Genomic DNA, 22,556 nt, shown 5'->3' with positions numbered 1-22,556 from the left:
GTGTCAATTTAAGATCTACCTGATAATTTTCTATATATTTTTGAAAAAGTCTTATATCTTTCACCGACAGCTCCGACGAGTTCAGCAATCATATGGAGAATCGCTAATAGAAGAAGTAAAATGGCAAGCGAAGCCCACAAAGTAGCTGAAGATAAAAGAATAGCCGCAACGCTAAAAACTATGCCAAAGCCGTAAATAACGAGTACAGTATTTCTGTGGGATAGTCCCAAATCTAAAATTCTATGATGAAGATGAGATTTATCCGGCGCTGAAATGGGCTTTTTATTGATAATTCGGCGAATGATCGCAAAAGCTGTATCAAATACAGGTACACCTAAAATGATAATTGGAATAACAATGCTGAACAAGGTAACGCTCTTATACAAGCCGAGCAGAGATAAGATAGCAATAACATACCCGAGAAAAAGCGCTCCTGTATCTCCCATGAAAATTTTGGCCGGATGAAAGTTGTAACGTAAGAAACCGAGCGTACTTCCCAAAACGATTAAAGCTAAAGTCAAAATTAATTCCTTTCCAGAAAAAGCTGCCAAAATAGCAATGGAAGCAATACCAATGGATGAAATGCCCGCTGCTAACCCATCTAATCCATCAATTAAGTTCACTGCATTTGTTATACCCACAATCCAGAAAACAGTAAACGGATACGCCAAAAATCCGAGCTGAATTTTTTCATTGATAAATGGAATCATAATAAAGTCAATCGTTAAACCGGAACTGACAATGAGTATGGCTATTAAAATTTGACCAATAAATTTTATTTTAGCTGACAGTTCGTATAAATCGTCAAGAATCCCTAGCGCAATAATTAATAATGCCCCTATGCTGATAGTAGCTACTCGTTCTTCATATAAGCCCGCTGCAAAGAAGCCGGCAACGACACCAATAAAAATGGCTAGACCTCCTAATCTAGGCATTAAGGTTTGATGTACTTTTCTTTCATTCGGTTTATCAACTGCTCCTATTTTTATCGCAAATTTAATGACGAAAGGTGTAATAATTAAAGCCGCAATGAATGACACTGCAAAGGCTAAAAAAAGTTGTAAGTCCAATTTATAAAGCTCCTTTATGACTGTGTTCTATTAATTTAATCAAATTAATAACTGACAGTCTTTAAAATTCTACTCTCTCAATCTGATAATAAAAGAAAGTGGCAGATAGTACAATAATTATCACTCTAATTAATAATAACTTAATCTTTTTGTCGAGAAAAGCAGGGAAAATATCCACAATGTGCTAAAAGGGTGAGAAACCAAAAATATTCGGCAATAATCGACTATTTTAACAAGCTTTCCGCTATTTGTATCATAACAGATACAAAAGGGAATCTTAATGTATTATACAACAAGAGTGGTGTTACGAGTGAAAAATTTTGATGCGATTATTGTCGGCGGCGGGTTAGCCGGATTGTCTTCCGGGCTTGAATTAACAAGTAGGGGGAAAAGTGTACTTTTGCTTGAACAGGAAAGCGTCGTCGGTGGAAGAACCTCTTCCTATAATTTAGAAGGAATGGATGTAGAGTCGGGGTTTCACCGCTATATTGGGTATTATACTTATCTACCGAAGGTTCTGCGAAAAGCAGGAGTGGATCTTTCCGATATTTTCATGTGGGAAGAAAAAATTCATGTTAGGATAAATGATGAAAAGCCTTTAGTGCTTGGTATGGCTCCTTTATTAGGAATGATAAAAACAATAAAAGGAGTAGTTGGCAATCAAAAATATCTATCGTTAAAGGATAAGTGGTCTTTGCTGTCCTTTTTCATGAATGGTTTAAAGGATTACGTAAAGAAGCCGGGCAAGCTGGATCATTACAGTATTAAAGAGTATGCGGCAAAGCATGGTGTAACAGACAGGGCCTTTCATTTTTAAGCTCTGGAATCTTTTTTTTGCCGCCTGATCGTTATTCGGCTTACGTATTTTTCGGTCTATTGGCACCGGCTCTTCCTAGATTTTACAGAATGAGAATTGGTGCTTACTTAGGGGGCATGACGGAAACCATGTGTCAGCCTATTGCTGAGCAAATTATCAAAAATGGTGGCACGGTTCAAACGGACGCTAAAGTCCAGTCCCTCGTTGTAGAAGATGGGAAAGTGAAGGGGGTTCAGATGGAGAATGGCGAAATACACCGGGCTAATCACACAATACTAGCGGTTACATTGTATGCTGCCAAGCAGTTGCTGAAACCGGCGTTTGAGAAGCATAATTGGTTTCAGCCGATGTTTCAGTTGCCGCTCATGCCCGCAGTCAGCTTCCAAATCGAAATGACCGAACCGGCTCTTCCTATTGATGTCACTACATTTGCTCCTTTTACGTGCCTGTCGAGCTTTGCTGAACAGTCTCGTACGACCTTTCGAGCTTCTCGGGGACGGCTATCAATTATATTAAGTCCGCCTGAGAAGTTTCTCCGTCTAGCTCCTGAAGAAACCTTAAAGTTGGTCTTAGAGGATGCACAAAAGATCGGACTATATTTGGAGGGCAAAATACTCAGTTATCGCCAGGTAAATCATGAGTATGATTTTCACAGCCTAGAACCGGGCTGTCAAAGCCTTCGGCCAACTCAAAAGCCGCCAGTGGAGGGCTTGATTTTAGCTGGTGATTATGCGAGACAGCCTTATTTTGCCACGATGGAAGGAGCAACGTTATCCGGGTTAAAAGCAGCGTCATTCATCCAATAACTGCTGTAACATATTCATAAAAAAGCGATATTTAGACATAAAGGGTAGGGAAAGATGAACCGATAAAGCCAATCAGCTATCGCTGTAATAGCGACCACTGATTGGCCCTTTAGATTGGCCTATTTCTGTAACATAATAGCAGATGGATAAGAGTGGAAGTGAATTGTTTTTTACATCGCCTATCAGCAAAGAAGATCATTTTAGTAATGTATAATGAAAAGCATATCCGAGTAAAGTTAAACATAATAAATGATAAGCTAAGCTGCTTAAATAAGCTGGGGGATACAGAGCATGAGAACATTTTTCTTTTGGATGAGTTTGTTGGTATTTTTCTTACTATCTTTAACATTTAAACAACCTTTGCTCGAAAAGTATGATGTAGCCGTGATATTGTTTTTTGAAAGGATACGAACAGGGTTTTTAAACAACTTCTTTCACCTAGTTACCCAGATGGGTTCCATAAAAGTCCTTCTTCCTGTAGCTATTGTCATAGCAGTTCTACTGGCGGTTAAGAAAAAGTACCATGAAGCATTCTTTGTTATGCTTGTCTTTTGGGGAGCCAGATTGGCAAACAGTTTGCTTAAGGAGTTTTTTGGGAGAGAACGCCCTTCATTCCATTCGCTAGTACACGAGGGAAGTTACAGCTTTCCAAGTGGGCACACAATGAATTCGACTGTGTTGCTTGGGTTTTTATTGTATTTGTTCATTTATAGTCTCCAAATAGGCAAAAAATATTCAACCAGTTGGCTGTTGATCACTATAGTATTAGTCGTTCTTATTGCCACAAGCCGGATCTATTTAGGCGTCCATTATTTAACGGATGTTATAGCTGGAGGATGTGCTGGTTTATTGCTTCTGTTCCTTTTTATTTACTTATACGAGCTTACAGCTAGACGAGAAAACTCAATAAAGAAAGCTATTGGCAGTAATGAATAAAGCCGGAGCTTAAAGACATACTAAACCTGATTACCTGAAAGGAAGGGATGCAGTATGTCATTGGAATGGTTTGACCGGGTTAGCGGGGAGCTGCAAGATCATCTTGAGTCTATCTGTGAGAAATACGATGAAGTGGGCCACATGACGATTGACAGAGCAGCGAAGCATCCCAGGATCGAGTTCTTTGTAGAGACGAGCGAGGATGAGAGTGAATATTTCTGTACTTTATTTTTTGACCCGTATAACGAGGAATTTTACGTAAAAACATTAGAATTGGATTTTGAACAAATGTCCAAAACTGTTCTTCCAGATATTGAAGATATTATTGACGAAGTTCATGAAAGCTTCCACGAATTTATGGAAGGTGGCAGCGATTGGGAAGACGACGATGAGTTGGAAATGATAGTAGACGATGATTCTGAGAGGGTATTTCAAGAAATAGACGTAGAATGGTCGACACCGGAAGTCACCGCTTACGCTCATGAAGATGAAGTGGAAGTCACTTATCAATTTGGTGTGATTGAGGAGACGGGTGATGGTGTTCTTCGCAGAGTGAACCGGATAAAAACAGTGGATGATGAATTATTAGAAGATGAGACGAATTTCATTTTCAGTAAAGAAGAAGCCAATACTATCATTGCGATGATCGCCAGTCACGCAGATTCCCTCAGCGAATTTAATTTTGACAAATATTAATCTTTCCTAAGAACTGTTCTAAAACCGAATGTTATCGGCTCTTTGAACAGTTCTTTTTTGTGCGCCTGGGTAAAAGAAAAAAAGTGGCACGTGGAATCATTACAAAGGATAACTGGTCTGCACGTGGATAAGTGAAATAAGCTAAAGAGCCCTAGTGAGCAGTGCTTGAGAAGGATGAATCATCCCTTTGATTTATCGTATCTCCAAGAGGCTGGGGAAATTGAGCAAGAGGGGTAATAATTGGATGATGGTGATTTAAGTGCTTTCTCCACAATTTTCAACTTAATGAAGAACCCCTTTCACTTTTGGAAAGGGGTTTTTTCGTTATTTTTAAAAGCGTGCTCTGCGATTTGATGGTTCCTCATAAGTTTGTTTGGAAAGCCTTCTACATGTGCTGCCGGTTTATAATTGGAAGCCTATCCTTTTTATTATATATCCCCGCATTGAATTCGCTTAATTAACTCTTCAAGCCATTTAATTGTATGCTCTGCTTTAGTAGAAACATACCCACCTATAAACTCATTTAACTTTTCTTTATCCTTTTCTATGGAAACATGCTTTTTAAAATCCGCAATATGCTCCCAACGAGCAATATAATTTTTAAGTTTATTTTCTAGTATATCTACTACTTTGTGACGCTCCACATACTTGATATTGGCGAGTCCTACTAGCATGTCACTAATGGCATCCGCTTTTTCAAATAGTTTGTAGATTTTTTTTGGTAGTTCCTCGCGGCCTTTAGAGGTAATGGCGAAGACTTGCTTATCCGGTCGATGCTCTTCTTTTATAATTTCAACCGTTTCAATTAACCCCTGTTTTGCTAACGCTTCAAAATGGTAGTATAACTTACTCTCTGTTAATCCAGCTAGTTTATCCAACGGAATAGGCTCTGAAAGCTCTTTTTTCAACTTATAAGGATAATTATTATCCTCCATCAATTTGCTCAAAATAAAAATTTGGATGGACATTCTCTTTTTGCTCCTTTAAGAAGAGTTCTCCTCATTTTAGCAAAACTACATGCCAATTTCAGCAGGGGTTTCGGCGCTTTCAGCTTCCGTCATTGTTTTTTGTTGATCTACTGCTGATGATTTATGCAAAAACGCTACAATCGCTATGTTAATTAACAGGGCAACTGCTCCAACAGCAATCATCGACCAGATATACGGATTTGGACTGATGCTGCCATACAGATTCGCAAAATACGATTGAACCGAGTAATACATTGGTGAAATGTAGCTCATCCATTTATATGGCAAGTACATCATATCACGTGTCAATGTGGCGCCATTGGCTAATGTTTGGATCAACAAAATAGGTAAGTTTAATACCATGCCGCCTTCGCCAACCAGGAAGATCAAAATAGCTGTGAAGTTAAAACATACCATATAATTTAAAATTTGTTGGCCTAGTAAACCAAAGAATAGGTCACCGCTCGGTTGGTTGACTAGATAAGCTACTCCTGCAGCAAGGAAGGATGAGACAACAGCAATTAATAATGCGGCTAATTGTACATACAGGAATAATCGTGTTTTACTTGCTTTTCCGCGGCTTGACTTAAATGCGCCTACCAATTGCATAGCTCCGATCATCGCACCAACATAACCGGCCATGGTTAAAAACATGGGCAGCATATTATTATTCATACCATCTGGCATTTTATTGACTGTTACTATATTTCCTACATACGCTGTTTCAATCTTTTTGGCTAATTCAGCAGCTTGCTTTTCAGGGACGTTAAAGTTCATTAGAACGCCTTGAGCGGTTTGCTGCGAGAACTGTTCGCTTAATTGATTATTAATTTCTGTAACGACGGACTTCATAGTGGATGAAACGACAGTTGCTCCCGCTTCATTAATTGTAAAATCGATGCTTGATGCCGTTTTGCCTTTTTGCATATCAGCAGAGAAGGTCTCAGGGATACGTACGACTAAGGCTAAATCATTTTTCTCCAAGTCTTTTAACGCTTGACTGTTCGTTAAATTAGTCTCGATTTTCTTAAATGGTAAATTTTCTTGTAACTGGTCGGCAATCTTTGCTCCATAGGCACCGGTATCCTCATTGATAATGGCAATCGGTAATTTATCGACATTACCTGGTATTGCTGAATAACCAGGCAAGAAGATGCCCAGCATGGCGATTGAATAGAAAATCCCCATGAATATGGCAGCAATGGCCCCTTTTGTTTTTAAAAACTGAATAAATTTCATAGGCTGCTTTTCCCTTTCTTAAGCTAAATATGATTCAAACAAAGTACTTTATTTAAAGTACTTTGTTTAAAATACTCTACTAGTTTAGTGTGTTCTTTTTATAAAGTCAATTATTTTCTTCTGAATCAATATGTTTAAAAGTCAGTTATATTGAAAATTAGGTAATCATTTAACATAAAGGTTACAATTTGGTTGTTATGTTGATGTAAATCATCGCTCCATCGCGGAAACGGGGCATTTTAAAATAGCAAATATGGGGCAATAGTTTCACAGCATGAGGCTTTAATTGGTGAATTGAGAGAGAAAATTTTCTCATGGATTTCATTGTCGGCATTGTGGAAGTAAATCAGTGGTTCGTTACGGCAAACGAGATGGTCGCTAACAGACAGTTTAATGGTGTTTCTAGAAGCATTTACAGCTTTATTTAGTGTGGTTTCAATTTCTCGGCAAAAGGAAAATGGAAAGTGAGTTGGACAGGAAAAAGCAGATGCTTATCTTGGCAAGTGTTCATAGTACTTGGGAAACCGCAGATAAGTTAAGGCTGAGAAACATGGCATTCTAAATGTAAAGATTACTCATGTTGTTTCATAGAAAATACAAATGCACATAAAAAATGAGCTGGGAAATTATCTCCAAGCTCATGAATTTTGCTGTCTGTTTTTTACTAAAGCCTTTGTTAGTAGAAGAGTAACACTAACAAATTATACAAGGAATGAATAATAATTACTGACCAAAGAGAATTACTTTTTTTATATACAAACCCAAATACAATACTCAATACAAAAACGCTTATTATAGAACCCAAAATATTAGGAAATTCAAACAGACCTTTATAAAACCAAATAGGAAAATGGATAGATACAAAAAGTAAAGATGTAATTGTGTTCGCTATCCAGAATCTATAAGAATCTACAAATTTTCTTAATAAAAAACCCCTAAAGACAATTTCCTCGGTTATTCCAACTAACAGAACAGTATTAAGCCATTGGTTAAATCCTATTTGAAAATTAAGATTTTTCTCTAAAATAATGACATTAACGACTACAAAATAGGATATGAAGATTATGGATACCCAACCTGTCCATATTAGCCCTTTTTTAATATTATTACGTAATCCTAAAAAGGAAGACGGGTCACTTTTTTCCACAATTTTAACTAAAAATATGACTGGAACAATCCAAACAGCTATTTTAGTGACAGCTGATGCTATAGCTCTGGGAACGGAATCCATCAAATTTAAATATTGAACTAACCATAATTATCTGATGCACCATAGTGTAAAAAATGTTATGAAATATACCCAAATATAATTCTTGTTTGATTTTACACTTACCAAAACAACACTTCCTTTTTCCACTAAACTGCCTCGTTCGTATTATAAGGTCAGCCAGATTTTTCTGGTTGATCTTTTTTGTTTAGGATTTATCCTATCGGTAGCCGGGGTAGAACGTACCTGCCCGTGGAACAACGATTCCGCCAACTAACCTGTTCGCCCCCTACTTGTAGAAACATGTTTGAGGCTGGTTGGGACTGCGATCCCGTATAACAAGCGAAGCTATGAAACTGCAAGCAGGAATTAGGGGTTACCGGCAATCATTCAATCAGGAGGAGATAACAAGCATGAACCCAGTAATTGGTCTGGATGTGGCGAAAGGTGAAAGCCAAGCCCAGGCATTTTTAGACAAAGGAAAACCTTATGGAAAGAGCTTCGGCATTCAGCATACACGTGAGGGATTAGATACATTTCTTCACTTTCTAAAAGAGGTGGAAAAGCAGACAGGACATCAACCTGCGGTCGTTTTAGAGTCAACAGGACACTACCATACTCCCGTCATTCAGTTTCTGGAGGAACATTATTACCTGTTTATTGTCATTAATCCTATCATCTCTTATCAAGCGAAAAAAGCCAGTCTACGCAAGGTAAAAACTGATGCCATTGATGCCTATCATCTAGGGGAACTTTACTACAAAGAAGAACTTGAACCGTATAAAAAAAGAGGAATTCAGCTTTTAAACCTCCGACATTTGACTAGGCAGCATGAAACCCTGACGGGTTTATGTGTTCAAGCCAAGTTACAGTTTCATTCAATTTTAGACCAGGTGTTTCCTGAGTATAGAGGTGTGTTTGGTGACTTGTACTCCAAAGTATCTCTGCATACTTTATTGGAGTTTCCTACGTCAGAAGCTATATTAAACGCTGGAGAAACGAAAGTAGCTGAAAGAATTGCCATACTATGTATGAGCCGTTCCGAACGGTGGGCAAAGGAAAGAACAAAAAAGCTAATGGAGGCAGCCAAACGAAATCCATTTCAAAGCATTATATATCACAGTCACCTCATCAGCCTAGAAATGTATATCAAGATGGTTCTCCAATACCAAGAGCATCTAGCTCAGTTGGAGAGCAAAATTGATGCCCTAGCTGGAGAACTGGAAGAATATAAGATTATCCAATCAATCCCTGGTATAGGAGAAAAGATCGCCGCCACGATTATTTCTGAAACAGGAGAAATTGATCGGTTTAATCATCCTAAGAAACTGGTGGCCTTTGCCGGTATAGATCCTAGTGTTCACTCATCTGGTAAGTTTACAGCTACGATCAACCGTATCACCAAACGAGGCTCAAGCAGGCTTCGGCATGCCTTATACATGGCTGTTCTCTGTGGTATTAGAGGTTCCCGAAATAAAAAGCTGAAAGCTTTCTATGACAGAAAACGAGAAGAAGGAAAACCCTTTAAGGTGGCAATTATAGCCTGTGCCAACAAGCTAATTCATTGGATTTATACTCTTTTGAAACGCAAAGAACTTTTCCTTGACTTAGATTAGAAAGAAATTTTAATTAAAAAACCCAAAACCTTCCACATAGAAAATGGAAGGTTATTTGGCATGTCTATTTTTAGTATAGCATCTAATTCTTAAAATATTTATAGAAAAATATTGACAAACTATTAGCTGGGTTAGTTTAAGTACGTCTCTTCATAATATTCGGATTTATTTTAACATAAATATCCAGTTGGGATTAAGCAAATTTAAATATGTGAAGCGGGTTCTTCATACCATTTTACAATTAATCAACCTTTTCCTTTAACATAGCCTAAGTGAAAATAAAAGAGTCGGAAGAGAATTGGGTAAGTGAGTGTGCCTATTATCATCCATCCAGAGACGATGCAAAATTCACTCCTCTTTAAGTAGTTATTTTTGTAGTTAGAGTACAGGTTTTGTACTTTTATCAAAGTGCATTTGATAGAATATAAATACCATGTCAATCAGGAAGAAACTATATACATTTGATGCATGGGGTAAGTCACTTTGTTCTTTTTTCACTTGCTTTAATGGTGAAACAGGACATATGTGAGAAGAGTTTAAAAGGCAAGGCCATATTGCCTTTTAATTCTTTAATCAGTGGAAAGAGCTTATTATGTCGCACGAAGGAGTGCTTACGAGTGGAAACATTGCTTATTTATCAGAATGATACATCTAATAAATTTTGGAAAATATACGTGTCCGGCAACTCATTTACTGTAACATATGGAAAGGTTGGCACAGGGGGATCGGTAAAAGTAAAAGATTTTGAATCAGAGGCGGCTTGTCAAAAGGAAGCAGAGAGGCTCATTCAATCTAAATTAAAAAAAGGATATATATGGTCAAGGTCTGCTTATCAAGTAATTAAAGAAAGTGCGATGACAGAAGAGCGGTTTTGGGAGCTGCTCGGGACATCTAAAGAGAAAGGGCAGAGTATAGACGAGCAAATCGAGTGGTTAGTCACCTATTTGTCGAGAAAATCGATCAAGGACATTGTTATGTTTGATTCAATTTTCAATCAGCATTATTACCAATCCTATACATCTGATTTGTGGGCGGCTGCTTACATCGTTATGGGGGGATGTTCAGATGATTGCTTTGATTACTTTAGAGCATGGATGCTTTACCTTGGACAAGAGACGTATGAAGAAGCGATTAAGAACCCAGAAACTCTTCTCCCGCATTTTAAGAGATTAGAAGAGCAAGAGGATATTCCACAGCTGGAGGAACTATTGTATATTGCCAGCTCTGCTTATGAGGAAAAAACAGGACTAGATGATGAGGCGTATTTCAAGGTGTATGATCAATTAGTAAAAGATGATGAAGGTGAACCAGAAATGGAGTTTGACTGGGAGGAGGAGGATGAAGAAGGATTGCGGAAAAAATTCCCTCTGTTGTGGGCAGAGTATGGAGAAAAGCCATTATGAGGATGAGAGAAGATAGTAGTTATGTTGATCCCTCAGGCTACAAATTGCTCTTCCACTAATTTGCATAAAGTGGAAGTCTTTTCAGGCTTCAGAAGAGGGAATAAAAGAGTCGCCCCTAGACGGGAGAATACAATTGTTTGGAGTTTGAGCCACTGACATTCCTTGCGGTAAGTTGGTGGCTGTTTGCATGTGCTCTCTTCAAAATAACAGCCGTCTGGCCTGACTGCACGGACGCCATTTAAAATTAGACGGATGGACTGGGAGATTTAGTCGTTTCTAAAAAAAGGCACCAGAATAAGATAATAGTGCAGGGACAAACTTTTTGAAAGGAGTGAACGTGAATGCCAATTATTAAACCCTTTATGGCTTCGAGAAAGTTTTTCGCTACCATAGGAGACGGGACAGGTACTGGTGCGACCTTTGCCATTGCGGCTACAGCTTTTACTGACGATACGGGAGCAGCTGCCACAGCATTTCCAGGGTCACTTGCTTATTATGTTTTATATATAAATGCTCAGCCGCAAACAGCTGATACTTCAACTCTTACTCCTACAGAAATAACGATTCCAGGCGGTGACGTGCTTGATCCGGCCACTCCAATTCTTATTGAAGTTGTAGTTAACTAGCGGGTTTTTATTGAATGGACTAGTTTCCCTTTAGGGAAACTAGTCCATTTTTTATTTTACTATATCCCTTTATTCCTCAAGATAAGAGAGAAGCAGCTATCACTTTTTATCCATTAATAGTTATAAATTGAAGCGTAATCGGTACGCCTTCTGCCGGGGGCTGATCCGTCAATAAAGTTAATTCTCCTGCTTCTACTTTGTAGTCACTCTGAGGTTGGATCATGCCATTGATAAACAAATTGATATAAGAAACTTGGCTCGGTGGCAATATTTCTGTTGTTCCGTATTGCTCTAATCCATCGCTGTTAGTATAAGTAAGTTTTTGTCCATCTGAAAAAGTGAAGTATAGTGAATTTTGTGCAGGAATGGGACTTGGAATAGAGGGGCCAGGAGGACCGGGAGGCCCAGGAGGACCAGGTAATCCCTGTGGTCCGGGCCTTCCTTGAGGGCCGCGTGGACCAGGAGGACCGGGTTCACTTTTTTCTTCCGAACGTTCAGGAATGGGGCAGGAATAGAAACGAGGCCATGTGCTTCTTGTGTGTGTGTTTTTTCGATAATTGTTGGTACGTGTTCTCTTGCAGTTTATCCCACGTTGATAAGGTTTGTTGGGAGGATAAGGATGTTTCCCAATAGACACCCAATACTTACATGATGGGCTATATCTAGATGAGCATCTACATGATTGATCGCTAAAATGACAGTTTGGGCATAAGTTCAATCAAATCACCTCTTCATTCAGTTACTATATTTTATTAATTACTAGACAAAGTGCCTGTGCTTATAAGCTAGAACAGAATCCTGGCACTTTTGCCGTTTTCGATAGCATTTCCCTTAAATCGGTTTCATTTCTAAGTTCTCAGCCGTGCGCATAGGATGAATCATAGGCAGAGAAGAATTTAACATTAGGAGAATACGTTATGCCAACTGGAATCATAGAATTATTAATATCTAGGCCTAATACAGCGATAGTAACTAAATCAGGGGATGATTCTAAAGGTTCAATTGGAGGGTCTCCCTTCAAGACGATTAACGGAGCGATAGCAGCCATAAATGCATTAGGTGCTACAGGAATAACGATTCTTGTATTTCCAGGAATGTATGACGAGAAAATAGTGATGCCTCCAGGGAATTCATTAAGGGGTCTCAGTTTATCAACTGTAACGATTCGCCAACAAAATGTAACGGCAAACTCAACCTTAGTAACTATGGGTGAAAATACAAGAGTAGAAGACGTCAGTTTGCTGTTAACTTCCTCCAACCACGTTTCCCTAGTCGGGATCGCTTTTCCTGGAACTACCTCGCAGACCGCTAAATTGCGAACAACGTCCCTAACAGTGGATAACTCTGCTGCTTCAACCACCGGTACATCGAATGTTTATGGAGTTCACTCTTATGGCACAGGAAATCCCTTGGATTATGTAGATGCTGTCAGGTCGTCAGTAGTAGTAGTGAGATCAGCGGGTCTCGGCACAAAACGAGCATTGCTAGTAAACACAACTGCCCATCGGTTTAATTGCCGTGACAATAATTTTTTAGTGACAAGCGCAGGAGGGGGCGGTTCATATATAGGTGCGGAAGTCAATCAAATAGGAGCACAACTGGTAATACGGGCATCAACCGTTCAAGGGGTGACAGCTGATATTTCTCAAACAGCGGGAACGCTCACTGTGGGTACGACAAATCTGTTTAATTCCAATGCTAATAATTTAAATTTCTCTGCTGTCTTACAGCCTTCTACTGTGATTTGGGGAGATCCAGGCAGCTTGCCTAAAGGAGCTACCCGATTTTATCGTCCGGGAACAGCTGCTGTTTCAAGTACGGAAATCTTTATCCGGCTAAGCCAAAAGTGTCTTTTAAAATCATTAAGTATCCGGTCGTTAACCGGGCCGGGAGCTGGCAATACAGATATTTGGACCGTTCGGAGAAATGGTGTTGATACGCTTCTTGCCGTTTCATTAACAGGTACACAAACTGCGAATATCAATAATGCGGCATCCGTTTCTTTCCAGGCAGGGGACAGTCTTTCATTAAAAGTAACGACAAGTGCCGCAACCACTGTGACAGACACCGTTATTCAAGTGGATGTTTTTTAGGCAGCAAACAAAGAACATAAAAATTTGAAAATCGAAGTTGTATCTATTTAACAACCGTTGGATAGGAATAGCGTTTTCTATGTATAAACGGTTTTTCAAATATACACAACAATATAAGGATAACGAGACGGCAGGCGAAAGTTTTTAAAGTGATAAGCAGGTAAAGAAGCCGGAAAACCAATTGGTTGCCGGTCTTCTCTTTTTATAGATGAACGATTTACTCCAATCAGACCTATGACACACAACACGGGTTTTTTATGAGAAGCGACCGCAGGGATAGGCTATTTACAATAGTTAAAGAGGATAAAAAGGGCAAAACGGCTTTGACTAAATAAAGTTGAAAGATAGGGGAATATTTTATAAAATTTAGAAAAGCGAAAAGAATTTTATTTTAGTAGCATAATAGGTTGTAATCAGGAAAGGAAGCATATATAATGTCTACTATATAAAAACAAATGTACACTAGAAAAGAACACGGGAGTGAGGAATTGTGAGAGACAACGTAAAAGTAGGTTTATTAGGGTTAGGCACAGTCGGTACAGGGGTTGTAAAGATGATTCAAAATCATCAGGAGCAGCTCATTCATCAAGTAGGATGCCCAGTATCAATTAAAAAAGTACTAGTGAAGAATCCAGACAAAGTTCGGGATGTCGAACTCGATAGCAGCCTCCTCACTACAGATCCGTACGATGTAATTAATGATTCAGAAATCGATGTGATTGTTGAAGTCATCGGTGGAATTGAAGAAACACGCCAGTACATAATTGATGCCTTAAATTTGAAAAAGCAGGTCGTTACTGCTAACAAAGACTTAATCGCTCTTCATGGCTCAGAATTGCAGAAAATCGCTGTGGAAAATGGCTGCGATTTATTCTATGAAGCAAGTGTAGCCGGTGGCATTCCAATCATTAAAGGATTGGCGGATGGTCTGGCTTCTGATAAAATCCAAAAGATGATGGGGATTGTGAACGGAACCACAAACTATATTTTAACGAAGATGACGAAAGACGGTCTTTCTTATGAAACGGCTTTGAAAGATGCCCAAGACTTAGGGTTTGCGGAAGCCGATCCAACATCTGACGTGGAAGGTTTGGATGCAGCACGCAAAATGGCGATTCTCGCCCGCCTCGCTTTCTCTATGGATATTGAGCTGGATGATGTATCCGTAAGCGGCATTTCAAGCGTAACGAAAGACGATTTGAAATATGGCAATATGCTCGGTTACACAATGAAGCTGATCGGCTACGCTGAACAGGAAAATGATCGGGCGGAAGTAAGTGTTCAACCAACATTCTTAGAAAACAATCATCCGCTTGCTTCTGTTCATGACGAATATAACGCTGTTTATGTGTATGGGGAATCCGTCGGTGAAACAATGTTCTACGGTCCGGGAGCGGGAAGCTTACCGACTGCTACTTCTATTGTAAGTGATGTTTTAGCGGTTGTTAAAAATATGCGTCTCGGCGTAAATGGCCGCAGCGTGCTGACACCGCAATTTGACCGTCAATTAAAAGAGGCGGATGAATGTTTCGCTAAATACTTTATCCGTTTACACGTTCGTGATGAAGTAGGTGCTTTTTCCGAACTGACAAAATTATTCTCTAGTCATTCGATTAGCTTCGAAAAAATTCTTCAGTTGCCGCTTGAAGAAGAAGGAGTAGCGGAAATTGTGATTGTTACTCATAAAGCTTCGATGGAAAACTACCAAAATGTATTAACACAAGTAAAAGACCTAGGTGTAGTCAAAGGTGTGGAAAGCTTCTACCGGGTTGAAGGAGAGGGAACAACAAGATGAAATGGGAAGGCTTAATTAAACAATACAAGGAATTTTTGCCGGTAACAGAACAAACACCGGAACTGTCTTTAATGGAAGGGAACACACCGTTGATTCCGCTCCACAACTTGTCTAAAAAGCTTGATATTGATCTTCATGTAAAAACAGAGGGAACTAATCCAACTGGTTCTTTTAAAGACCGCGGCATGGTTATGGCTGTAGCAAAAGCGAAAGAAGAAGGCAGCAACACGGTAATCTGTGCTTCTACCGGCAACACGTCAGCTGCGGCGGCGGCTTATGCAGCCCGTGCGGGAATGCGTGCGATTATCGTTATCCCTGAAGGCAAAATCGCCATGGGAAAACTAGCTCAGGCGATGATGTACGGTGCTGAAATCGTTTCAATCGAAGGAAACTTTGATGATGCGTTAAAAATGGTCCGCAATATTAGCGAGCATTCACCAATTACGCTTGTTAACTCAGTTAACCCATACCGAATTGAAGGCCAAAAGACAGCTGCTTTCGAAATTTGTGATCAGCTTGGCAAAGCGCCGGACGTTTTAGCTATTCCTGTAGGAAATGCCGGTAATATTACAGCTTACTGGAAAGGGTTTAAAGAATATAACGAAAAATTTGGCACAGGTCTTCCAAAAATGCACGGTTTTGAAGCGGAAGGAGCAGCAGCGATCGTGAAAAACATGGTGATCGAACAGCCGGAAACAGTGGCTACAGCGATCCGCATCGGGAATCCGGCAAGCTGGGATAAAGCAGTTGCCGCAAGAGATGAATCTGGCGGTAAAATCGACCTCGTAACAGACGAGGAAATCCTCGCAGCCTTTGAATTAATCACAAAAGAAGAGGGGATTTTTGCAGAGCCGGCTTCTTGTGCATCCATTGCTGGTATTATTAAACATCGTAAATCTGGTGAAATTCCAGCTGGTGCTACGGTTGCGGCTGTCTTAACAGGAAACGGCTTGAAAGATCCACAAACAGCGATTGACCAAATTGCGAAAAAGCCAGTTGTTCTGCCAAATGAAGAAAAAGCTGTGTTTGATTTTATCCAAGGAGTGGTTCGTGCATGAGTACGCCGGTAACAATGAAAGTACCGGCCAGCACGGCCAACCTCGGGCCGGGGTTTGATTCCCTCGGCCTTGCCTTAAATTTATATTTAACACTGGAGATTACACCAGCCTCTGAATGGCACTTTGAACACCGTTCACCGGCGCTTGCCGGTTTGCCAAATGATAAGACTCATCTTGTATATCAGGCGGCCGAGAAAACGGCGAATGCCTATGGTGGCACTTTACCGCCTTTGCACATCGTGATGGACAGTGAAATTCCGCTTGCCCGCGGACTTGGCAGCAGCGCAGCAGCTATTGCGGCCGGCATTGAACTGGCAGATCGGTATGCGAATTTGCAGCTGTCTGATCAGGAAAAGCTAAAGATCGGCAATCAAATGGAGGGGCATCCTGATAATATTGGAGCTTCTTTGTTTGGCGGCATGGTCGCAGGCGTTTCATTCGGCGAAGAAGCTGATATTGTGCAGCTTCCTGTTCCTGATGTAGATGTGGTCGTTCTCATTCCATCTTATGAAGTGAAGACGAGTGATGCACGAAGCGTTCTTCCAGAAAGCTTTACAAGACAAAAAGCGGTAGAAGCGAGCGCGGTGGCCAATGTCCTGCTTGCGGCGTTATCTGCTGGCAATTATGAGCTTGTTGGCAAGCTCATGGAGAAAGATCAATTTCATGAGCCTTATCGGTTGCAGTTGATTAAGGAATTGCCGGAAGCGAGAAAGCTTGCACATGAAGCAGGGGCGTATGCCACGGTTATTAGCGGAGCAGGCCCGACAATTTTAACATTTGCGCCAAAAGGAACAGCATCTGATATCCTGTCGGTGTTCCGTGATCAGTTCACGGATTGTGAGGTTAAGCAGCTTGATTTTCATACAGGTCAAATCCAGTATACATAAAGCATAGCTTAACGGACTAAATCCCCCGATCGCAGAGAGGAAAACCACTCTGCAATCAGGGGATTTTTGTGTACAAGCGATTTTATACAGATTGTGCCGGTCTGTTATCAAGAGTAACAATTGATTCTTTTGGAAAATAGCATCTTGGCTAAAATTAAGCGCTAAAAAGCCAAGAAGCTGAGAACACGCATCCTACAAGCAGCCGGGCAACAGAGAAAAAAGAGCCGCCGGCTGCATCGACCACAAAGCCAATGGACAGTGGCGCTGCGAATCCAGCGAGCTGCCCGCCAACAGATTTAGGGAAGCGTTTTAACGTAAGTGCATGGATAAGAAGAGTAATCGTCGTTAAGAAGAATGGCAAAATGGATTGATAAATAATAAACACGATTCCACTTTTTAGCAATCAAGTCGTTTGAAAATCTAAGCTTTATTCAAATCTTATTGAAGCTCTCTCACTCTGATCAAAACGATAAAAATCAATTGTATAATCATCATCAGAAGAACTAACTGTTTTGAGCTTGCATCAGTTCATATATCTTACGGGCAGTGTTGACATTTCTTACCGTAATTTGTTTGTATATCTTTGATCCGATGATCTTTGTCTTTCCACTTTTGGTTACATTTTTCTTGTCAACCGACCATAGAATCGCGCCGGGGACATATTTCACTGTGTCGATATTTGGTTTAATAACCAGCTTCTCAAGTACCGATTCATCATCGATTTCATCCCATAAAAACATGACATCACTCGTCATGTTTTTATCATTTTTCCATGTGTCAGGAATAGCGTTCATAATTCCTCTGACATCATCGACACTACGAACTACTACTTTAATTTGTAATTGGAAATCATTATAGATTGCTTCTTCCAAAATACGTGATAGTTCAGTTTTTGATAGGCTATTGTGTGAAAAAATAATGTTACCTGTATTGATGTATGTCACTACGTCATTCATCCCGACGTGCTCAAATGTTTGTTTAAGCAGCTTCATGTCAATTTTATTCTTTCCACCCACATTAATCCCCCGCAGAAGAGCAATATAAACCATAACCATCATCCTTTTCACTTTTTATATAAATCTATTACAGTCTTAGTCACTTTTTATTCTCCGCTAATTGCTTCGATTCCTTTTTCTTAATCGCCCTGTTCTTTAATTAAATGGTTCTATTTATACTTGAGCGTTGATTTTCATTGCAGGGGCGGTCCGTGAGCCTCGACGTCGTATGTACTTCTACGGGGCTCACAAGGACTCTCTTTTCCGTTACGATCAACAATAGAAAAAACAACCTTTAGCTTTAACAGAGCCTATTAAAAAATTGGTATGAATACATCAAATCGGGCAATATTTCCGGGGGATGAGTATTTTACCGCCGTTATGTTGAAAAACTCGTACGTTTAATGAAAAATTGTTCACTTAATGAACACATACTCGAAGAGACAGTAGTCTAAACAGGCAGGACATTTTGTCGGTGTGAAGAATATACCCTATACAAATGTGTACGTACGACTCCATAGAAAAAAACTCAATTGCCCATACTGTAAACAATACGCAACCTCTTGATTCCTGTTCGTTTTGTCTCAGAAGTAAAGAAGAAAAGATTAGAAAGTTAGCTATCGGACCAGGAGTCTCTATATGCCATGAATGTTTGGAGTTTGGCGCGGAAGTGATTAAATCACATTCTGCTGTAATTTAGATGGTGTTCTGCTTGAATAAGGCAAGGGAAACTTTTAGTTGTACGGGTTTTCCTCTATTCCCATTCAGTTATCGATCATAATATTTAAAATAGCCTAAATAATAAAGAAAGATGGTTGACAATAAATGTGAATCGGTTATAATTGAAATTGAAATTCATTCTCATTACCCCCTCTTTTAATGAGACTGAAGCATTGCTGATATGTGTGAGAAGGCAGTACGTTTAACGTGCTGTCTTTTCTTTTTTATGAAACGGATTGCATCTGCTGGGCTCGTATCGTAATGTTATAAGAGGCTGCTAAGCTCCTGTTAAAGAAAGGAAGGGAAACATGAATAAAAAGGTACAGGAGGATTCCCGTTTCAAAATAGCTAAAAAAGAAGCGTGGATAGGAATCTTGTTAGTCGTTTTTAATTTTATTTGGTGGTACGGTTTTGCATATGGTCTTGGCAGTGGTCCAGCTGAAAATTACAGCTTCATCTTCGGACTTCCAGCTTGGTTTTTTTTCAGCTGTGTAGTAGGCCTTATTGTAATGATTTTTCTCGTAGCCTTTACAGTAAAATACTTCTTTAAAGAAGTACCGTTTGATGAAGAAGGTGAGAAGCGATGAATATGTCGGTAATTTGGCCGCTTGTTGTGTTTCTTGTACTGATTTTTTTAGTTGGGATTTATGCCTCAAGGCATGTGCAAAGTTCGTCCTCATTTATTCAGGAATATTTTTTAGGCAGCCGCGAGCTGGGGGGATTTATTCTTGCCATGACGATGGCGGCGACGTATGGAAGTGCCTCCAGTTTTTTGAGTGGTCCTGGAGCCGCTTATAATTATGGGCTTTCCTGGGTGCTGCTGGCGATGAGCCAGGTGGCTACCGGGTATTTTGTTTTGATGATTCTCGGAAAGAAGTTTGCTATCATGGCGAGAAGGTATCAGGCTGTAACCCTTGTGGACTTTTTATTTGCCCGTTATAAAAGTCAGCTTGTTGTTATATTGGCCGCACTCAGCATTATTATTTTCTTATTTTCTGCTATGGTGGCCCAATGGATTGGCGGAGCACGGCTTGTAGAGTCACTTACGGGTCTTTCCTATACTACCGCCTTAATAATTTTCGCAGCCTCTGTCTTAATTTATGTGGTAATTGGTGGATTTCGTGCAGTAGCAATTACTGATATGGTTCAGGGCCTTATTATGGTTGCTGGTACAGTGATTTTATTTGTGGCTGCTTTGAAGGCCGGTGGAGGCATGGAGAAGATTATGATGACTCTCGGAGCAGAAAATCCCAATCTATTAAGCCCCTATGGAAATGATCGCAGTCTAACACCGCTTTATGTTTCATCTTTTTGGGTGTTGGTCGGCATCGGTGTTGTTGGCTTGCCACAAGTAGCTGTCAGAGCAATGAGTTATAAAGATGCCAAGGCTATGCACCGTGCGCTGATTATCGGCACCATCGTGGTAGGGGTGATTATGCTCGGCATGCACTTGATTGGAGTGATGGCGCGCGCAATTATTCCTGGTGTGACAATAGGCGATAAGGTAATGCCTGAACTGGCAATGACCATAATGCCAGACTGGCTGGCCGGCATTGTTCTTGCGGCCCCGATGGCGGCGATTATGTCTACGGTAGATTCTTTGCTTCTGCTCGTATCAAGTGCGGTTGTAAAAGATTTATATTTGCACTTTATTAATAAAGAGGCAGAAGAAAAGAAAGTGAAAAAGCTAAGCTTTATTGTGACGACGATTATTGGAGTGGTTGTTTTTATCGTTGCTCTACAGCCTCCTGATTTAATTATCTGGCTCAATTTATTTTCATTCGGCGGTCTTGAAGCTGTATTTATCTGGCCGGTTGTTTTAGGCTTGTACTGGCAGCGGGCAAACGGAGCAGGAGCAGCATCCGCAATGATTATAGGTATGGTCTCCTATATTCTTTTTAATACGTTTTATCCCAATGCATTTGGGATGCATACAGTGGTTTTGCCCATTTTGTTATCACTTGTTACATTTATAGCGGTCTCTTTATTGAGCGGACGTTCCAATTGGAAGCAGGCCTAGATATAATCTGGGCCTGCTTCTGTTTTTATAATCATATCAGCCCATTGGAATGCGTCTTGATAACAGGCCAATAATACCCGTTCCTCCATTTGCATTTCATGGCTGATTTCACTGACAGCTGTCCAATGTCCTCTCTCCATTTCCACTATCAAATGAAGCAGCTGAAAAAGTGTCCCGTCTTCAAAGAGAAGGGCTTCTTTTATTTTTTCATCAACCGGCAAATCTTGAAGGAGCACTTCTATTGGCTTATGGATGAAAACGTCAATCATCGAGAGCATGCCTAAGAGAAAAAACAGAGATGAAGGTTCATCGTGAAGGTAGCATAAGGCAAGTAATTCTAACGTTTTTGCCCGCACCAAAGAAACACGGATGACCTCCTCTGAACACATCGAATCAGAGGAGCTGAACATCATCACAAACAGCCACTTTTTTAATTCATCAAGACCAATAAGCATAATGGCTTGATGAATCGTTTTTATTTTTTTTCTTTGAATAAAAACAGTCCGGTTGAGCAGCTTTAATAACTTGTAGGAAAGAGACAAGTCTGCTTCAATAAGTTTGGCTATTTTATAAACGTTAGGTTCGGAACTCATGACTTCATGCAAAATAACAAAGTAGCGTCCTGAAAACTGGGGAATGGATTTAGCGCTGATAATTGTAGGCTCAGCAAAGAAGAATCCTTGGAATAAGTCGAATCCTTCATCCAGCGCTTCTTGTAAATGTTCCCTTGTTTCTACTTTTTCTGCGAGCCATATAAGAGGAAGGCCAGCCATGTCCCGTTTCATTTTGCCTCTCTCAGCTTTGGTCGTATCAAGAAAATCTACCTTGATAATATCCGCATATTGTATCAGTTCCTTATTTTCGTCTCTTAAAAGGAAGTCATCAAGAGCGAGAGTATAGCCTTTTGCCTTTAATTCCTTGCAAGCAGCCTTTATTCCGGCAGTTGTTTCTATTTCTTCTAATAGCTCAATGACAATTTTTTCTGCCGGCAAAATTTCAGGAAAATGCTGCAAAAGCAAATTTTCTGTGAAGTTGATATATACTTGTTTTCCTCTGGAAAGCTTATCGAGTCCAATGTTTAAGAGACTGTTCGCTAATACTTCGATCGTTGCTTCATCACCGTTTATTGACGTTCCAGGATGTTTGCCGTCACTGTCGCGATAGAGCAGCTCGTAAGCAACTGTTTGTTCTTTTCGATTAAAAATTGGTTGCCTGGCTACATGCACAGTCATTGATCTCACCCCATCTATTACTACTTTGTTCATAACCTATAGGTAAAAAGATACAATCATTAGGAATATTTGTCTATAAATACCTATAAAAATTTGGAAAATCTATTTTTAACAAAGTGAGACGACCATCAGGCTTATAAAAATAAAAAAATTCAAACAAAGGGTTGACTTTTTATATAAAATTAGAATATGATGTATTACAACAAAACAAAGAACGACTTATAACAAGTGTTGACGAAGAAGAGTAGCTTTAATGAATGCTTCAGAGAGCTGATGGTTGGTGCAAATCAGTGCAAACATTTTAGTGAATGGCCTTCCGAGCTTCCGTACCGAACTCCTTTCGATAGTAGGCTGCGGCGAACGTCTTATCGT

General features: G+C 39.9%; 23 protein-coding genes, 1 pseudogene and 1 other annotated feature (1 of these 25 cut by a window edge). Of the genes and pseudogenes, 16 read left to right on the top strand and 8 right to left on the bottom strand.

Annotation, left to right across the window (positions count from 1 at the left end; all coding sequences use genetic code 11):
- Positions 1-8 precede the first annotated feature (8 nt).
- On the bottom strand, positions 9-1,070 hold the full coding sequence (locus MKZ02_RS15045; RefSeq protein WP_340854293.1) for a glycosyltransferase family 4 protein: 1,062 nt from the start codon (positions 1,068-1,070) through the stop codon (positions 9-11).
- A gap of 280 nt (positions 1,071-1,350) precedes the next feature.
- Here MKZ02_RS15045 and MKZ02_RS15040 point away from each other — a divergent pair, with 280 nt between their 5' ends.
- The 4 genes from MKZ02_RS15040 (at position 1,351) to MKZ02_RS15025 (ending at position 4,325) form a co-directional block, all read left to right on the top strand.
- On the top strand, positions 1,351-1,887 hold the full coding sequence (locus tag MKZ02_RS15040) for an FAD-dependent oxidoreductase (RefSeq protein WP_340854292.1): 537 nt from the start codon (positions 1,351-1,353) through the stop codon (positions 1,885-1,887).
- A gap of 17 nt (positions 1,888-1,904) precedes the next feature.
- Positions 1,905-2,693, top strand: coding sequence for an FAD-dependent oxidoreductase (locus MKZ02_RS15035; RefSeq protein WP_340854291.1), 789 nt, complete (start codon positions 1,905-1,907; stop codon positions 2,691-2,693).
- Between the two features lie 291 nt (positions 2,694-2,984).
- On the top strand, positions 2,985-3,629 hold the full coding sequence (locus MKZ02_RS15030) for a phosphatase PAP2 family protein (protein ID WP_340854290.1): 645 nt from the start codon (positions 2,985-2,987) through the stop codon (positions 3,627-3,629).
- 54 nt (positions 3,630-3,683) lie between these two features.
- Positions 3,684-4,325: a hypothetical protein gene (locus tag MKZ02_RS15025; protein WP_120030998.1), complete on the top strand. Its 642-nt coding sequence runs from the start codon at positions 3,684-3,686 to the stop codon at positions 4,323-4,325.
- Between the two features lie 428 nt (positions 4,326-4,753).
- Here the strand turns inward: MKZ02_RS15025 and MKZ02_RS15020 are convergent, their stop codons facing one another.
- A complete protein-coding gene (locus MKZ02_RS15020) occupies positions 4,754-5,293 on the bottom strand; it encodes a PadR family transcriptional regulator (RefSeq protein WP_120031000.1) in 540 nt (179 codons plus the stop codon).
- 45 nt (positions 5,294-5,338) lie between these two features.
- Complete coding sequence (locus MKZ02_RS15015; RefSeq protein ID WP_340854289.1) at positions 5,339-6,532, bottom strand: YhgE/Pip domain-containing protein; 1,194 nt, start codon at positions 6,530-6,532, stop codon at positions 5,339-5,341.
- Between the two features lie 386 nt (positions 6,533-6,918).
- Here MKZ02_RS15015 and MKZ02_RS15010 point away from each other — a divergent pair.
- Positions 6,919-7,094, top strand: a pseudogene (locus MKZ02_RS15010) (IS1595-like element ISSpps1 family transposase); the annotation flags it as partial.
- Between the two features lie 114 nt (positions 7,095-7,208).
- On the opposite strand, the gene MKZ02_RS24020 reads toward MKZ02_RS15010, so the two are convergent.
- Positions 7,209-7,679 (bottom strand): lysostaphin resistance A-like protein, encoded by a 471-nt coding sequence (locus MKZ02_RS24020; RefSeq protein ID WP_406909691.1) that lies wholly within the window; start codon positions 7,677-7,679, stop codon positions 7,209-7,211.
- On the opposite strand from MKZ02_RS24020, the gene MKZ02_RS15005 reads away from it, so the two are divergent.
- The 4 genes from MKZ02_RS15005 (at position 7,597) to MKZ02_RS14990 (ending at position 11,384) form a co-directional block, all read left to right on the top strand.
- Positions 7,597-7,779: a hypothetical protein gene (locus MKZ02_RS15005; RefSeq protein ID WP_340854288.1), complete on the top strand. Its 183-nt coding sequence runs from the start codon at positions 7,597-7,599 to the stop codon at positions 7,777-7,779. The two genes, MKZ02_RS24020 and MKZ02_RS15005, sit on opposite strands and share 83 nt — an antisense overlap.
- 373 nt (positions 7,780-8,152) lie before the next feature.
- Complete coding sequence (locus tag MKZ02_RS15000) at positions 8,153-9,355, top strand: IS110 family transposase (protein ID WP_063442505.1); 1,203 nt, start codon at positions 8,153-8,155, stop codon at positions 9,353-9,355.
- Positions 9,356-9,972: 617 nt separating this feature from the next.
- Complete coding sequence (locus tag MKZ02_RS14995; RefSeq protein WP_340854287.1) at positions 9,973-10,758, top strand: DUF4240 domain-containing protein; 786 nt, start codon at positions 9,973-9,975, stop codon at positions 10,756-10,758.
- A gap of 341 nt (positions 10,759-11,099) precedes the next feature.
- Positions 11,100-11,384, top strand: a complete 285-nt coding sequence (locus tag MKZ02_RS14990) for a DUF4183 domain-containing protein (RefSeq protein WP_120031008.1) — start codon at positions 11,100-11,102, stop codon at positions 11,382-11,384.
- Positions 11,385-11,490: 106 nt separating this feature from the next.
- Here MKZ02_RS14990 and MKZ02_RS14985 read toward each other — a convergent pair whose 3' ends face one another.
- Complete coding sequence (locus tag MKZ02_RS14985) at positions 11,491-12,021, bottom strand: DUF4183 domain-containing protein (RefSeq protein WP_340854286.1); 531 nt, start codon at positions 12,019-12,021, stop codon at positions 11,491-11,493.
- A 280-nt stretch (positions 12,022-12,301) separates the two neighbouring features.
- Here MKZ02_RS14985 and MKZ02_RS14980 point away from each other — a divergent pair, with 280 nt between their 5' ends.
- The 4 genes from MKZ02_RS14980 to thrB all read left to right on the top strand — a co-directional run bounded on the left by MKZ02_RS14980 (position 12,302) and on the right by thrB (position 17,217).
- A complete protein-coding gene (locus tag MKZ02_RS14980; RefSeq protein ID WP_340854285.1) occupies positions 12,302-13,477 on the top strand; it encodes a hypothetical protein in 1,176 nt (391 codons plus the stop codon).
- Between the two features lie 490 nt (positions 13,478-13,967).
- Entirely contained in the window at positions 13,968-15,272 is a 1,305-nt protein-coding gene (locus MKZ02_RS14975; RefSeq protein ID WP_120031014.1) for a homoserine dehydrogenase, read from the top strand.
- The gene (gene thrC, locus MKZ02_RS14970; RefSeq protein WP_120031016.1) at positions 15,269-16,330 is read left to right on the top strand and encodes a threonine synthase; all 1,062 of its coding nucleotides are present in this window, start codon (positions 15,269-15,271) and stop codon (positions 16,328-16,330) included. The genes MKZ02_RS14975 and thrC overlap by 4 nt, the downstream gene beginning before the upstream one ends.
- Positions 16,327-17,217 carry a homoserine kinase gene (thrB, locus tag MKZ02_RS14965; protein WP_340854284.1) on the top strand — a complete coding sequence of 297 codons (891 nt, stop codon included), beginning with the start codon at positions 16,327-16,329 and terminating at the stop codon, positions 17,215-17,217. Before thrC ends, thrB begins: the two co-directional genes overlap by 4 nt.
- Positions 17,218-17,371: 154 nt before the next feature.
- On the opposite strand, the gene MKZ02_RS14960 is transcribed toward thrB, so the two are convergent.
- Together MKZ02_RS14960 and MKZ02_RS14955 are read right to left on the bottom strand one after the other, a co-directional pair.
- Positions 17,372-17,602: a hypothetical protein gene (locus tag MKZ02_RS14960; protein ID WP_120031020.1), complete on the bottom strand. Its 231-nt coding sequence runs from the start codon at positions 17,600-17,602 to the stop codon at positions 17,372-17,374.
- Between the two features lie 118 nt (positions 17,603-17,720).
- Positions 17,721-18,266 (bottom strand): DUF1697 domain-containing protein, encoded by a 546-nt coding sequence (locus MKZ02_RS14955; RefSeq protein ID WP_340854283.1) that lies wholly within the window; start codon positions 18,264-18,266, stop codon positions 17,721-17,723.
- A 445-nt stretch (positions 18,267-18,711) separates the two neighbouring features.
- On the opposite strand from MKZ02_RS14955, the gene MKZ02_RS14950 reads away from it, so the two are divergent.
- The 3 genes from MKZ02_RS14950 (at position 18,712) to panF (ending at position 20,952) form a co-directional block, all read left to right on the top strand.
- On the top strand, positions 18,712-18,912 hold the full coding sequence (locus tag MKZ02_RS14950) for a ClpX C4-type zinc finger protein (protein ID WP_340854282.1): 201 nt from the start codon (positions 18,712-18,714) through the stop codon (positions 18,910-18,912).
- A gap of 328 nt (positions 18,913-19,240) precedes the next feature.
- Positions 19,241-19,519, top strand: coding sequence for a YhdT family protein (locus MKZ02_RS14945; RefSeq protein WP_340854281.1), 279 nt, complete (start codon positions 19,241-19,243; stop codon positions 19,517-19,519).
- Positions 19,516-20,952, top strand: a complete 1,437-nt coding sequence (gene panF / locus MKZ02_RS14940) for a sodium/pantothenate symporter (protein WP_340854280.1) — start codon at positions 19,516-19,518, stop codon at positions 20,950-20,952. The genes MKZ02_RS14945 and panF overlap by 4 nt, the downstream gene beginning before the upstream one ends.
- On the opposite strand, the gene MKZ02_RS14935 is transcribed toward panF, so the two are convergent.
- Positions 20,949-22,184: an EAL and HDOD domain-containing protein gene (locus MKZ02_RS14935; RefSeq protein ID WP_340854279.1), complete on the bottom strand. Its 1,236-nt coding sequence runs from the start codon at positions 22,182-22,184 to the stop codon at positions 20,949-20,951. The genes panF and MKZ02_RS14935 overlap by 4 nt on opposite strands.
- 222 nt (positions 22,185-22,406) lie before the next feature.
- Positions 22,407-22,556 (top strand) — a binding site (T-box leader) (it continues 100 nt past the right edge of the window).

The sequence above is a fragment of the Pseudobacillus sp. FSL P4-0506 genome, assembly GCF_038003025.1.
In the GTDB taxonomy this organism is placed as follows: Bacteria; Bacillota; Bacilli; order Bacillales; family Domibacillaceae; genus Pseudobacillus.
Note: the sequence above shows the minus strand (reverse complement) of the source record. Positions and strands in the feature narration are given on the sequence as shown.

What these genes read in the sequence shown, in the direction of transcription:
- MKZ02_RS15040 (WP_340854292.1), top strand. Translation starts at nt 1,351, where the DNA reads ATGTATTATACAACAAGAGTGGTGTTACGAGTGAAAAATTTTGATGCG.
- MKZ02_RS15030 (WP_340854290.1), top strand. Translation starts at nt 2,985, where the DNA reads ATGAGAACATTTTTCTTTTGGATGAGTTTGTTGGTATTTTTCTTACTA.
- MKZ02_RS15025 (WP_120030998.1), top strand. Translation starts at nt 3,684, where the DNA reads ATGTCATTGGAATGGTTTGACCGGGTTAGCGGGGAGCTGCAAGATCAT.
- MKZ02_RS15020 (WP_120031000.1), bottom strand. Translation starts at nt 5,293, where the DNA reads ATGTCCATCCAAATTTTTATTTTGAGCAAATTGATGGAGGATAATAAT.
- MKZ02_RS15015 (WP_340854289.1), bottom strand. Translation starts at nt 6,532, where the DNA reads ATGAAATTTATTCAGTTTTTAAAAACAAAAGGGGCCATTGCTGCCATA.
- MKZ02_RS15005 (WP_340854288.1), top strand. Translation starts at nt 7,597, where the DNA reads ATGGATACCCAACCTGTCCATATTAGCCCTTTTTTAATATTATTACGT.
- MKZ02_RS15000 (WP_063442505.1), top strand. Translation starts at nt 8,153, where the DNA reads ATGAACCCAGTAATTGGTCTGGATGTGGCGAAAGGTGAAAGCCAAGCC.
- MKZ02_RS14990 (WP_120031008.1), top strand. Translation starts at nt 11,100, where the DNA reads ATGCCAATTATTAAACCCTTTATGGCTTCGAGAAAGTTTTTCGCTACC.
- MKZ02_RS14980 (WP_340854285.1), top strand. Translation starts at nt 12,302, where the DNA reads ATGCCAACTGGAATCATAGAATTATTAATATCTAGGCCTAATACAGCG.
- thrC (WP_120031016.1), top strand. Translation starts at nt 15,269, where the DNA reads ATGAAATGGGAAGGCTTAATTAAACAATACAAGGAATTTTTGCCGGTA.
- thrB (WP_340854284.1), top strand. Translation starts at nt 16,327, where the DNA reads ATGAGTACGCCGGTAACAATGAAAGTACCGGCCAGCACGGCCAACCTC.
- MKZ02_RS14955 (WP_340854283.1), bottom strand. Translation starts at nt 18,266, where the DNA reads ATGGTTTATATTGCTCTTCTGCGGGGGATTAATGTGGGTGGAAAGAAT.
- MKZ02_RS14950 (WP_340854282.1), top strand. Translation starts at nt 18,712, where the DNA reads ATGTGTACGTACGACTCCATAGAAAAAAACTCAATTGCCCATACTGTA.
- MKZ02_RS14945 (WP_340854281.1), top strand. Translation starts at nt 19,241, where the DNA reads ATGAATAAAAAGGTACAGGAGGATTCCCGTTTCAAAATAGCTAAAAAA.
- panF (WP_340854280.1), top strand. Translation starts at nt 19,516, where the DNA reads ATGAATATGTCGGTAATTTGGCCGCTTGTTGTGTTTCTTGTACTGATT.
- MKZ02_RS14935 (WP_340854279.1), bottom strand. Translation starts at nt 22,184, where the DNA reads ATGACTGTGCATGTAGCCAGGCAACCAATTTTTAATCGAAAAGAACAA.